Annotated in this window: 12 protein-coding genes and 1 pseudogene; 10 read left to right on the top strand and 3 right to left on the bottom strand. The window is 58.5% G+C overall.

Annotated elements, in window-relative coordinates; all coding sequences use genetic code 11:
• Positions 1–179: 179 nt before the first annotated feature.
• Positions 180–1400 carry a CaiB/BaiF CoA-transferase family protein gene (locus GHO41_RS26365; protein ID WP_153435073.1) on the bottom strand — a complete coding sequence of 407 codons (1221 nt, stop codon included), beginning with the start codon at positions 1398–1400 and terminating at the stop codon, positions 180–182.
• Positions 1401–1414: 14 nt separating this feature from the next.
• A complete protein-coding gene (locus GHO41_RS26360) occupies positions 1415–2596 on the bottom strand; it encodes an acyl-CoA dehydrogenase (protein WP_153435072.1) in 1182 nt (393 codons plus the stop codon).
• A 158-nt stretch (positions 2597–2754) separates the two neighbouring features.
• Here GHO41_RS26360 and GHO41_RS26355 point away from each other — a divergent pair, with 158 nt between their 5' ends.
• From GHO41_RS26355 to GHO41_RS26310, 10 genes are all read left to right on the top strand, one after another.
• Positions 2755–3651, top strand: coding sequence for a LysR family transcriptional regulator (locus GHO41_RS26355; RefSeq protein ID WP_153435071.1), 897 nt, complete (start codon positions 2755–2757; stop codon positions 3649–3651).
• Between the two features lie 436 nt (positions 3652–4087).
• Positions 4088–5209 (top strand): Re/Si-specific NAD(P)(+) transhydrogenase subunit alpha, encoded by a 1122-nt coding sequence (locus GHO41_RS26350; RefSeq protein ID WP_048373800.1) that lies wholly within the window; start codon positions 4088–4090, stop codon positions 5207–5209.
• Between the two features lie 11 nt (positions 5210–5220).
• The gene (locus GHO41_RS26345; RefSeq protein ID WP_003438157.1) at positions 5221–5544 is read left to right on the top strand and encodes an NAD(P) transhydrogenase subunit alpha; all 324 of its coding nucleotides are present in this window, start codon (positions 5221–5223) and stop codon (positions 5542–5544) included.
• Entirely contained in the window at positions 5541–6977 is a 1437-nt protein-coding gene (locus GHO41_RS26340) for an NAD(P)(+) transhydrogenase (Re/Si-specific) subunit beta (RefSeq protein WP_153435070.1), read from the top strand. Before GHO41_RS26345 ends, GHO41_RS26340 begins: the two co-directional genes overlap by 4 nt.
• Positions 6978–7156: 179 nt before the next feature.
• Entirely contained in the window at positions 7157–8647 is a 1491-nt protein-coding gene (locus tag GHO41_RS26335) for an acetyl-CoA hydrolase/transferase family protein (protein ID WP_048373796.1), read from the top strand.
• Positions 8648–8965: 318 nt separating this feature from the next.
• Complete coding sequence (locus GHO41_RS26330) at positions 8966–9181, top strand: DUF1127 domain-containing protein (protein WP_048373794.1); 216 nt, start codon at positions 8966–8968, stop codon at positions 9179–9181.
• 299 nt (positions 9182–9480) lie between these two features.
• Complete coding sequence (locus GHO41_RS26325; RefSeq protein WP_048373793.1) at positions 9481–9798, top strand: DUF2388 domain-containing protein; 318 nt, start codon at positions 9481–9483, stop codon at positions 9796–9798.
• A gap of 191 nt (positions 9799–9989) precedes the next feature.
• Complete coding sequence (locus GHO41_RS26320) at positions 9990–10283, top strand: DUF2388 domain-containing protein (RefSeq protein ID WP_123750565.1); 294 nt, start codon at positions 9990–9992, stop codon at positions 10281–10283.
• A gap of 26 nt (positions 10284–10309) precedes the next feature.
• Complete coding sequence (locus tag GHO41_RS26315; protein ID WP_048390771.1) at positions 10310–10630, top strand: DUF2388 domain-containing protein; 321 nt, start codon at positions 10310–10312, stop codon at positions 10628–10630.
• Positions 10627–12588 (top strand): DUF4105 domain-containing protein, encoded by a 1962-nt coding sequence (locus GHO41_RS26310; RefSeq protein ID WP_371929046.1) that lies wholly within the window; start codon positions 10627–10629, stop codon positions 12586–12588. The genes GHO41_RS26315 and GHO41_RS26310 overlap by 4 nt, the downstream gene beginning before the upstream one ends.
• A 29-nt stretch (positions 12589–12617) precedes the next feature.
• Here the strand turns inward: GHO41_RS26310 and GHO41_RS26305 are convergent.
• A pseudogene (locus tag GHO41_RS26305) lies at positions 12618–12993 on the bottom strand (response regulator); the annotation flags it as partial.

Genomic DNA, 12993 nt, shown 5'->3' with positions numbered 1-12993 from the left:
TCAAAATCATCCAACTCATTGATATTCAAGGAGTTTTCCGTTTCGACTGCGCCGGAAGTGGTGCGAATTATAGGCCGTTATTACAGTGAGTCAAGCGCTAATTGAGCGACTCTATCAATTAACTTCTATATCGCCGAAAACACACCTATATAGAGGGGGCTAACGCCCCCTCTATATAGCTACAACACTCCAGACTGCCGCAAAAGCTCCAAGTCCACCGTCGCCACCCCAAGCACACGCGCCAACACCTCCTGCGTGTGCTCACCCAACAACGGCGGCGCCCTGCGATACTCCACCGGGGTTTCAGACAACCTGATAGGGCTCCCCACCTGCGGCACCAAACCTGCCAGCGCATGCGGAAGCTCAAAAGCCAGCCCCCGCGCCTGCACCTGAGGATCCGCAAACACCTGCGCCAGCTCATTGATAGGCCCACAAGGCACGCCCACCGCCTCTAGCTGCTCAACCCACTGCGCCGTCGTCTTGAATACAGTTGCCTGACGAATAAGCGGCACCAGCACAGCACGGTTGGCAACCCGCTGCTTATTACTGGCAAAGCGCGGATCATCCGCCCAACCAGGCTGACCCGCCACCTCAGCAAACTTACGAAACTGGCTGTCATTACCCACGGTCAGGATAAAATCGCCATCGGCCGTAGGGAAATCCTGATAAGGAACAATATTGGGGTGAGCATTCCCCAAGCGCTTGGGCGACACACCTGTCGTCAGGTAATTCATAGCCTGATTGGCCAAGCACGCCACCTGCACGTCTAGCAGCGCCATATCGATATGCTGCCCACCCCCATCATGCTGACGATGAGCAAGCGCCGCCAAAATGGCAACTGTCGCGTAAAGCCCCGTCAGAATATCCGTCAGCGCAACCCCAACCTTGACCGGCCCTGCACCCTCCTCACCCTCAGGCCGACCAGTCAGGCTCATCAGCCCGCCCAACCCCTGAATAATGAAGTCATAACCAGCCCGCTTCGCATACGGGCCCGTCTGACCAAACCCGGTAATGGAGCAATAGATCAACTGCGGATTGACCTCCTTGAGCGAGGCGTAATCCAGCCCATACGCCTCCAGGCCTCCCACCTTGAAGTTCTCGATCAAGATATCGGACTTCGCCGCCAGCTCCCGCACCAGGCGCTGGCCTTCCGGCTTGGTGAAATCGATGGTCACCGACTGCTTATTACGGTTAGCCGACAAGTAATAAGCCGCCTCCCCCGTGCTCTCTCCATAAGCATCCTTAAGGAAGGGCGGCCCCCACGCGCGCGTGTCGTCGCCATTGCCCGGGCGCTCGACCTTGATCACCTCAGCGCCAAGGTCCGCCAGAATCTGCCCAGCCCACGGCCCAGCCAGTACTCGCGATAAATCCAGCACCCGCAAATGCGATAAAGCACCCATGAGCCAAGCTCCTGTTAATAGAACGCCTGAAGACCCGTCTGCGCACGCCCAAGAATCAAGGCATGCACGTCATGCGTCCCCTCATAGGTATTCACTACTTCCAGGTTAACCAGGTGACGCGCCACCCCGAACTCGTCGGAGATACCATTGCCACCCAACATGTCCCGCGCCATACGCGCGATATCCAGCGACTTGCCGCACGAGTTGCGCTTCATGATCGAAGTAATCTCAACCGCCGCGGTTCCTTCATCCTTCATCCGCCCCAAGCGCAGGCAACCCTGCAAGGCCAACGTAATCTCGGTCTGCATATCCGCCAGTTTTTTCTGGATCAACTGGGTCGCCGCCAACGGCCGACCGAACTGCTGACGATCCAGCGTGTATTGACGCGCCGTATGCCAGCAAAATTCTGCGGCGCCCAATGCGCCCCACGAGATGCCGTAGCGTGCGGAGTTCAGGCAGGTGAAAGGACCTTTCAAACCGCGAACATCCGGGAAGATGTTCTCTTGTGGCACAAACACGTTATCCATCACGATCTCGCCAGTGATCGACGCACGCAAGCCAACCTTGCCGTGAATCGCCGGAGCGCTCAGGCCCTTCCAGCCCTTCTCCAGAACGAAGCCACGGATGTCACCCTCGTCGTCCTTCGCCCAGACCACAAACACATCTGCGATCGGACTGTTAGTGATCCACATCTTGCTGCCCGTCAGGCTGTAGCCGCCATCCACCGAGCGCGCACGAGTGATCATCGCGCCCGGATCAGAACCATGGTTAGGCTCCGTCAGACCAAAACAACCAATCCACTCACCTGACGCCAACTTCGGCAGATACTTTTGCTTTTGCGCCTCAGTACCGAACTCATTGATCGGCACCATGACCAAGGAAGACTGCACACTCATCATCGAGCGGTAACCCGAGTCAACGCGCTCAACCTCACGAGCAATCAAGCCGTAGCTGACATAGTTCAAGCCACTGCCGCCGTACTGCTCAGGGATCATCGCCCCCAGCAAGCCCGTCTCACCCATCTCGCGAAAAATCGCCGGGTCAGTCTGTTCATGACGGAAAGCTTCCAGAACACGTGGCGCCAGCTTGTCTTGAGCAAACTGCTCAGCGCTGTCACGCACCATGCGCTCTTCTTCAGTGAGCTGCTGATCCAGCAACAGTGGATCAATCCAGTTGAAGCTTGCTTTACCCACCATGAAAGAACCCTCGCGAAATAGATCAAATGTCGTACGCCGATCCTAGGCCGCCTCTTATAAAGAGTACAAACGAGGATTCAGCACGCCGTTGTGATAATTTCTCACTCCGTGACTGCCTGAAAGGCCATTTCTGATCACCTTTAGTGAGGAAGCCGTACATGCGCCGCAAGATCCCCAGCACAACCGCCCTGATCAGCTTTGAAGCGGCCGCACGTCATGAGAGCTTCACCAAGGCCGCACACGAACTGTCCCTCACCCAAGGCGCTATTTGCCGACAGATCGCCAGCCTTGAAGAATTCCTCAGCGTAGAACTCTTCAGACGCTCCAAGCGGGGCGTAAAACTGACAGAAGCAGGCCTTTCCTACAGCCGACGGGTTGCGACGCAACTGGATGCCGTCGAACGCGACACGCTGTCCGTGATGGGTCAACAAGGCGCCAACACCATTGAGCTGGCCGTTGTCCCCACCTTCGGCACGCAATGGCTATTGCCCCGCCTCAAGGATTTCCAGCAACAGCACCCCGACGTTACCGTCAACCTGACAAACCGTACGCGCCCCTTCCTGTTTGCCGACACCGACTTCGACGCCGCCATCTACTTTGGCGATGCCGACTGGTCCGGTACCTCGTCCCACCGGCTGATGGGCGAGAACCCGCTGCCCGTGTGCAGCCCTTCACTGCTGGGCGACCGGCAAAGCCTCAGCGCCCAGGCATTGGCCGAACTCCCCCTACTCCAACAAACCACCCGCCCCTACGCCTGGCGCCAATGGTTCAACGCCCAGGACATGAACGTGCCACGCGACATGACCGGGCCGCGCTACGAACTGTTTTCGATGCTGGCCCAAGCCGCCATACACGAAATGGGCGTCGCGCTGATCCCGCCCTTCCTGATTCAGCGCGAATTGGCCGAGAAACGCCTGGTCATCGCCAACCCGCACACACTGCCCAGCAACAAGGCTTACTACCTAATGATCCCGGAACGCAAAATTGAGTCCGCGTCGCTACACGCCTTTCGAGACTGGCTGATCAAGCAGGCCGCGGCCTACAGCTTGACTTGAGAAAATTCGAATTCTCAAAAAACAATGTAGTGATACTTAAAAAACAACTACATATATACGCAAATGTCGCCATTTTGCACGCTTGACTTAAGTCTAACTGGACAAACCTGAAAGCCAGTAACCACGCGGCTTACAGGGTATTTCTGAAAGTTATGCAGCGATAACCAAAAGAAATGTGAAAAAAACTCGAAAACAGCCTTAAATCTCTCTAAGCCTTATAAATAAAGGCCTACAGCCGATCGTTGCGACATTCGGTCACTGCATGACTTGTAGTAAAAAATCCGTCACCCTTCATAAGTTCTTGAAAGCCCCAAAAATCGCCAGCAGAATGCCGCGCCCCACCCAATATTTGGTGGGATCGTGCTGATCGGCCGCCCCAGTCGCACCATCCGTAGTGCGCTGGCTTTCTTATAAAAGATCACGCAGGAGATATGACGTGCACATTGGTGTTCCTCTCGAAACCCAAACGGGTGAAACGCGGGTTGCTGCAACCCCGGAAACCATCAAGAAGCTGATCGGCCAAGGCCATAAGGTGACTGTTCAAAGCGGCGCAGGTATTAATGCCAGCGTGACTGACAGCGCATATGAAGCCGCAGGCGCAACTATTGGCAGCGCCACAGACGCCTTTGGCGCCGAGCTGATCCTTAAAGTAGTTGCCCCCAACGACAGCGAACTGGCCCTGATCAACAGCACCGCTGTGCTGATTGGCATGCTCAACCCGTTCAGCAATGAAACCATTGCCAAACTGACCGAGCGTGGGATCACCGCCTTCTCGCTGGAAGCTGCCCCGCGTACCTCGCGTGCGCAAAGTCTTGATGTGCTGTCATCCCAAGCCAACATTGCCGGCTACAAAGCCGTACTGCTGGCCGCCCACCATTACCCGCGCTTCATGCCCATGTTGATGACCGCCGCCGGTACGGTAAAAGCCGCCCGCGTGCTGATTCTCGGCGCAGGCGTTGCCGGCCTGCAGGCCATTGCGACAGCCAAGCGACTTGGCGCGGTCATTGAGGCCTCAGATGTGCGGCCTGCGGTAAAAGAGCAGATCGAATCGCTGGGCGCCAAGTTCGTCGACGTCCCTTATGAGACCGACGAAGAACGCGAATGCGCAGTCGGCGTGGGTGGCTATGCACGCCCGATGCCTGCCAGCTGGATGCAGCGCCAGGCCCAGGCCGTGCACGAGCGCGCCAAGCAAGCCGATATCGTCATCACCACCGCACTCATCCCCGGCCGCAAGGCACCAGTGCTGCTGAGCGCTGAAACCGTAGCGCAGATGAAGCCTGGCTCCGTCGTCATCGACCTCGCCGCTGCACAAGGGGGCAACTGCCCGCTGACCGTGGCCGATCAAGTAGTCGTCGAAAACGGCGTGATCATTGTCGGCCCGACCAATCTGGCCGGAGAAGTGGCCGCGGACGCATCAGCGCTGTACGCCCGCAACCTGCTGGACTTCCTCAAGCTGGTCTTCACCCCTGAAGGGCAGTTCCAGATCAACCTTGAAGACGACATCGTCGCCGCGTGCCTGATGTGCCGCGACGGTCAAGTTGTGCGCAAAAACGGCTGAGGATAAAAACAATGGAAGAGCTCATCTCCCCCGGTATCTACAACCTGATCATTTTCGTACTGGCTATTTATGTCGGCTACCACGTGGTCTGGAACGTTACCCCTGCACTGCACACCCCGCTCATGGCCGTGACCAACGCCATTTCCGCGATTGTGATCGTCGGCGCCATGCTCGCGGCCGCGCTCACCGTCACTCCGCTGGGTAAAACCATGGGCACCCTGGCCGTCGCCTTGGCGGCCGTTAATGTATTCGGTGGATTTTTGGTCACCCGGCGCATGCTGGAAATGTTCAAGAAGAAAGCACCTAAAGCTAAAGAAGAGGTGCGCAAGCCATGAGCATGAACCTGGTCACTGTTCTCTACCTGGTTGCATCGATCTGTTTCATCCAGGCCCTTAAAGGCCTGTCTCACCCCACCACCTCGCGTCGCGGCAACCTGTTCGGCATGCTCGGCATGGCCCTGGCCGTGCTGACCACCATCGGGCTGGTGTACAAACTGGGCGCTGAAATCGCGACCACCGGCATCGGCTATGTGATTATGGGGCTGCTCATCGGCGGCACCGCAGGCTCGATCATGGCCAAGCGCGTCGAAATGACCAAAATGCCAGAGCTCGTCGCCTTCATGCACAGCATGATCGGTCTGGCAGCGGTGTTTATCGCCATTGCCGCCGTGGTAGAGCCGCAATCGTTGGGCATCGTCAAACATTTGGGCGACGCCATCCCGGCCGGTAACCGCCTAGAACTGTTCCTGGGCGCCGCGATTGGTGCTATCACCTTCTCGGGTTCGGTCATCGCGTTCGGCAAGCTGTCGGGCAAATACAAGTTCCGCCTGTTCCAGGGCGCACCGGTACAGTTCAGCGGCCAACACAAGCTCAACCTGGTGCTGGGCCTCGCGACACTGGCCCTGGGCGTGACCTTTATGCTCACCGGCAACCTCAACGCCTTCGCGCTGATGCTGGCCCTGGCGTTTGTATTGGGCGTGCTGATCATCATCCCGATTGGCGGCGCCGACATGCCGGTCGTGGTTTCGATGCTTAATAGCTACTCGGGCTGGGCAGCGGCCGGTATCGGCTTCTCGCTGAATAACTCGATGCTGATCATCGCCGGTTCGCTGGTCGGATCGTCAGGCGCCATCCTGTCGTACATCATGTGCAAAGCGATGAACCGCTCGTTCTTCAACGTGATCCTCGGTGGCTTTGGTGGCGCAGCGGACGCTGGCGGCCCTGCCGGCACACAGGAAGCACGCCCGGTTAAATCCGGCTCGGCTGACGACGCGACCTTCTTGCTGACCAACGCCGACACCGTGATCATCGTTCCGGGCTACGGCCTGGCCGTGGCACGGGCGCAGCATGCACTTAAAGAGCTGACCGAAAAGCTGACCCACCGCGGCGTGACCGTCAAGTATGCGATTCACCCGGTGGCGGGTCGTATGCCTGGCCACATGAACGTACTGCTCGCAGAGGCAGAAGTGCCTTACGACCAAGTGTTCGAAATGGAAGACATCAACTCCGAATTCGGCCAGGCCGACGTCGTGTTGGTGCTCGGCGCCAACGACGTGGTTAACCCGGCGGCCAAGAACGATCCGAAATCGCCCATCGCGGGCATGCCGATCCTCGAAGCCTATAAAGCCAAAACCGTCATCGTGAACAAACGCTCCATGGCCAGCGGCTATGCGGGCCTGGATAACGAACTGTTTTATCTGGATAAAACCATGATGGTCTTCGGTGACGCCAAGAAAGTTATTGAAGATATGGTCAAAGCCGTCGAGTAACATCGCGGCCTGGTAACACCGAGAACCCCGGCACTTAATTCGCCGGGGTTTTTTATTTCTGACTGATCCCGACCAAAGGCTCTAAATCGGCCTGCGGCATTCGACCATGGTAGCGGGACGCCGCGCTTTGAAAATGAATAGACTGCGCATCTTGCTTCCGTTGCCCGAGATAACAATCCATGTACCGTGAACGTATACGTCTGAACTCCCTGCACGATAAGGTTATGAGCGCCGAAGAAGCCGCCGCCCTTATTAAAGACGGCATGACCGTCGGCATGAGCGGTTTCACCCGTGCCGGTGAAGCCAAAGCCGTGCCACAAGCCTTGGCCGAGCGCGCCAAGCACTCGCCGCTGAAAATCACCCTGATGACCGGCGCCAGCCTGGGCAACGACCTCGACAAGCAATTGACCGAAGCCGGCGTACTCGCACGTCGCATGCCGTTCCAGGTGGACAACACACTGCGCAAGGCGATCAACGCCGGCAAAGTCATGTTCATCGACCAGCACTTGTCCGAAACTGTCGAGCAACTGCGCAACAAGCAACTCACCCTGCCGGACATCGCCGTCATCGAAGCCGTTGCGATTACCGAGCAAGGCCACATCGTGCCGACCACGTCGGTGGGGAACTCCGCCAGCTTCGCGATTTTCGCCAAACAAGTGATCGTCGAGATCAACCTGGCGCACAACCCGAACCTGGAAGGTCTACACGACATCTATATCCCGACCTACCGTCCGACCCGTACGCCAATCCCGTTGGTGAAAGTCGATGACCGTATCGGTAGCACCGCCATCCCGATCCCGGCCGAAAAAATCGTCGCGATCGTGATCACCAACAAGGCCGACTCGCCGTCGACAGTGAGCGAGCCTGACAGCGAAACCGCCGGCATCGCCTTCCACCTGATCAACTTCCTCAAAAAAGAAGTGGATGAAGGCCGCATGACCAACAAGCTCGGCCCGCTGCAAGCCGGTATCGGCAACATCGCCAACGCGGTGATGTGTGGCCTGATCGACTCGCCGTTCGAAGACCTGACCATGTACTCCGAAGTACTACAGGACTCGACCTTCGACCTGATCGACGCGGGCAAAATGCGCTTCGCCTCGGGCAGCTCGATCACCTTGTCCGAGCGTCGCAACTCCGACGTGTTCGGCAACCTTGAGCGCTACAAAGACAAACTCGTGTTGCGCCCGCAAGAGATCTCCAACCACCCGGAAGTCGTTCGCCGCCTGGGCATCATCGGGATCAACACCGCGCTGGAGTTCGACATCTACGGCAACGTTAACTCCACCCACGTCTGCGGCACGCGGATGATGAACGGCATCGGCGGCTCGGGCGACTTCGCCCGTAACGCACACTTGGCCATTTTCGTGACCAAGTCGATCGCCAAAGCTGGTGCGATCTCCAGCGTGGTGCCAATGGTCAGCCACGTTGACCACACCGAGCACGATGTCGACATCCTGGTCACCGAACAAGGCCTGGCTGACTTGCGTGGCCTGGCGCCGCGTGAGCGCGCCCGCGTGATCATCGACAACTGTGTGCACCCAGACTTCCGTGAAGCGCTGAATGACTACTTCACCAAGGCCTGCGCCATTGGCGGCCACACCCCGCATATCCTGCGCGAGGCGTTGAGCTGGCACATCAACCTGGAAGAAACCGGGAAAATGCTGCCGTAACACGCGTGCTAGACAGCCGCCGTCGAAAACACTGTTTTCTGCGGCGGCTTTTTTATGCCTTCCTGACAAAAACTGTACTGCTGTACTGGTAATTTCTTACCCTTGTCAGGGTCACTTCCCACAAAAACGACTAGAAACGCACCAACTTAGTGCCGACAGGTACAGTTGTGCTCGTTTATGGCCGTACAGCACCTATAAACAGTTAACTGGCCCATCGCAATACAGGTGAACTGTATCTACAGAGTCTGGACGTAGAGGAGGATCATTGGCATCAGTTAAACCACTAGCCAATGCCGCCACAAGCGGAAGGATGCCATCATGGAACGTACACTCAGTTCCGATCTGTTCACCGAAAGCAATGCTGTAAACACCCAGGCTTCCATGCCTTTGCGCGTACTTGCCAACCTGATGTTGTGGCAGCGCCGTATCTCCAGCCGCCATCAATTGGCTCGCCTGGACTCGCGTCTTCTGGCTGATGCCGGTATTAGCGAAGCACAGCGTTACGAAGAGCTGAGCAAGCCGTTCTGGCGCTAACGAGCGCTCGCTGGCCCTGACCATCGGTCCACCGCCAGCACCCAGAATTGAAAAAACAAAACCCGTCGCGGGTAACCGCCGACGGGTTTTGTCGTTTTGGGCGGCTATTTTTGAGCGCCAGAAGCATGACAAGTACAGTTTTATAAAAACACTAACAGACCAGTACAGTCACGAAAAAGCCTGATCCAGAGCATCCTGTCTGCACCGCAAGGCAAAACATCCTTTGCGACACGCCGCCCTGCGCCTACTATTCGCCTATAACCGACTATTTTTATACGACCCTCTTCTGGAGTATCACCATGCCCACTCTTCGCCTGCTCAGCGCTGCCGCCTTGCTGACACTCGCTGCCAGCGCCAGCGCCTCCAGCTTTCTCGTGACAACCGATGCCATCGTGGGCGCCCTGAAAGCGACCTCTGACCTGACCTCCGACGCGACCGGCTCGCTGCGCAACAACAAAATCGTGCGCGAAGCCCGTGATGACGCCGCCAGTTTTGTGGCCAGCGAAGGGGCAATCCGTGGTGTGAAACTGGAAAGCGCCTTCGACGCCATTCGCCAGCAAGCGCCTCAACTGCAAGCCAGCGATGCCCAACTGGCGCAGGCAATCCTCGCGATCTGATGTTTGATGACCTGTGGGGGCGGGCTTGCTCGCGATGCAGACCACATGGCGTCTCAGAACGGACGCTGTGATGCTATCGCGAGCAAGCCCGCTCCCACGGGAATAGCATCAAAGATGAAGATCCCGCCACGTACTGGTTCTGACCCGACCATTACGCTAGCCTTGGGCCTCGATCACACAGAACGAGACCCATGCGTTTTTCTTTACTAGCCCTGCTTGCCCTCTGCTGGACTCAATCAGCCCACGCCTTCGACACAACCACGCAAAATACCGTGCTCACCGGCTACGTCACCAGTAAAGTGACGTCCGCGCCCTTCGATCACAAACTGCTATGTGCCGCCCAGGATGACGCTGCCGTCTTTATTGCCAGTGACGGTCAACAGCGAGGCGCGCAGTTGGAGTCTGCCTTGCGCTATCTGCGCCAGACCCAGCCTGAATTGAATGCCTCCGACCTTGAACTGGCACAAGCAATTCTCGTCCAATAAATACCCGCGTTTTCTGGAGATGTTTCATGCGTAGCCCTTTAATTGTCGCCACCCTTGGCCTGTTGTTGCTCGCCGATGTGGCGCAAGCACAGACCGTTGTGCAGACCAGTAACATCATCGTGCGCGCGTTTGGCCGCTCCATCGACTTCACCTCCGACACCACCACGTCCATTCGTGACTCTAAAGTAGTCCGTGAAGCCCACGATGACGCCGCCACTTTCGTCGCCAGCGAAGGCTCCATTCGTGGCGTGCAACTGGAGTCTGCCTTCAATACCCTGCGCGACCGCCTGCCTGAAGCGCGCAACGCCAGCGACCATGACCTCGCCGAAGCTATCCTCGCGCTGTGAAACCTCTGACAGGCTGGCTCGCAGCGTGTGCCCTGCTGCTTATCGGCAGTAATGCCCACGCAGCGCTCCATCTGCAGCTAAAAACAGAGGGCCTGACACCCGCCCAGCAGCACGCCAGCCAAGCGCTGCTCGATGAAGCCATGCAAAAGCTGCCCCCGCGCTTCATCGAGCAACTGGATCGCCAGATTGTGGTCGGTTGGAGCGATGACATGCCCAGCAATGCCTACGGGCAAGCCTCGTTAGTGTCTGAGCTGGACTTGAATCGCAACCTGCTGGCCAGCCTCACCGATGGCTCGGCCGCGACTCAAAAGACCAACCGCCCCCACGGCACCGTGCGCCAGGAAATGCTCGCCACTGTCCTGCACGAGCTGACCCACCTCTATGACCGCGCCCGCCTCTGGCCTGCCGCAGACCGCACGCTCATCCAGCGCTGCGCACGGCAAAGCAACAGCACGGGGCTCATCGGCCTGCCCGACCCATGCCGTGGCCAGACCGACCGCCGCTTTACCCTCAGCGATGACCCGCGCCTGCTCGACCTCGCCGGTTGGCAGCAATACGTGGGCCGCCGTGGTGAGCGCGAGCAAGACAACCATCAGGTCGTGCGCAGCCCGGACCTGTACGAAGTCACCAACCCCAAAGAATTCGTCGCGGTCAACATGGAGTACTTCCTCCTCGACCCGGCCTACGCGTGCCGGCGCCCGGCGCTGTACCGCTACTACAAAAATCATTTCGGCTGGGCACCCGCCGCCAAAGACGACTGCCCCAAGAGCTTCCCCTTTTTGAACGCCGGCAACGACTTTGCCAAACAGCCCCTCGGCACCGTTGACCCGGAGCGTGTATACGCCGTCGACTACCTGCTGGCCGAGGCCAACCAGGAATGGGCCAGCCGCTGGGGCCACAGCATGCTGCGCCTGGTGATTTGCGCCCCCGGCCGTCCACGCGGTCCGGATTGCCGACTCGACCTGCAAGAACACTTGGTGTTGTCCTACCGGGCGTTTGTGAACGACGTACAGCTTTCAAGCTGGGACGGCCTGACCGGCGCCTACCCGTCGCGCCTGTTTGTACTGCCGCTGGCCCAGGTCATCGATGAATACACCAAGACAGAACTGCGCAGCCTCGCCTCTGTACCGCTGAACTTGAGCCGCCCGGAAATCGAAGAAGTGGTTGAGCACGCTGCCGAGATGCATTGGAGCTACGACGGCAGCTATTACTTTGTGTCCAACAACTGCGCAGTCGAGACCTTGAAACTGCTGCGCAGCGGCAGCGACAACGCGCAACTCAAAGGCCTGGACAGCATCGTGCCCAATGGCCTGCTGGAAGTGCTCAAAGCCCGTGGCCTGGCAGACACCAGCGTGCTGGACGACCCGCGTGAAGCGCTGCGTCTGGGCTATCGGTTTGATTCCTACCGTGACCGCTATCAAGCCATGTTCGACGTGCTAAAAACCCGCATGCCAATCAAGCAGACCAGCGTTGAAGACTGGATGGCCCTGGACGCCGAGCAACGCCGCCCGTGGTTTGAAAAAGCCGACCTGCGCGCCAGCGCGGCGTTGTTGCTGCTCGAACAGGCCAGCTTCCGCCGCCAGTTGCTGCTCGCTCAAGACGAGGTCAAGCAAAAGTACCTGGGCGCACGCGGGCTTAAAGATGGCGGCATGGACAAGGCCAACAAAACCCTGCAAGAGATTCTCGCCAGCAGTGGCTTCCTTAGCCGCCCGGCCGAATTGCTCGGCAGCAGCGGCTATGGCCTGCCACAGGCCAAAGAGTGGCAAATGCTCGAGTCCGAAAGCAGCCAGCGCCAGCAACAGTTGCTACGCCTGACCAGCGATCTGGACAAAGAAGTGCGCAGCCTCCTTGAGCCGGCCCGCGCAGCAGAAATCGCCGCCACCGAAGCCAACGTCAAACAGATCGGCGAACACCTGCGCGCCATTCACAAAGCCGCAGGCGGCCTGCAACTCCCGTAGGAGCGAGCTCGCCTCGCGATCTTTTGATCTTACGCCCCCGGCACAAACTGCTTCTGCGCCGTGCCGTGAGCGATCAGCCGCGACAGGTAGTTCATTTTCTCGGCATCCTGATCCACGAAGCGGAAGGTCAGTTGCAACCAGTCGCTGTCCGGCTTGGGTTCGTACGCGACGATGGCGTGCAAGTAGCCATTCAAACGCGCCACCTCGGCCCGCTCGCCTTGCTCAAGGTCCAACACCGCACTGGCCAGGATCTGCGGTAGCTCATCGCCACGGCGCACCACCAGCAGCGCCTCCTTGAGGCTGAGCGCTTTAATCACGCAGGGCTGAATCCCCGTAGGCAAACGCAACTGCCCTTGGCCGCGCCCCGTGGGTGTCTGGCTGGCCGGGCGGGCCACAGGAGCCGCT

Origin of the sequence: Pseudomonas sp. FSL R10-0399, assembly GCF_009600165.1 — a bacterium.
GTDB classification, from domain to species: Bacteria; Pseudomonadota; Gammaproteobacteria; order Pseudomonadales; family Pseudomonadaceae; genus Aquipseudomonas; species Aquipseudomonas helleri.
This window is presented reverse-complemented; position numbering and strand designations above follow the sequence as displayed.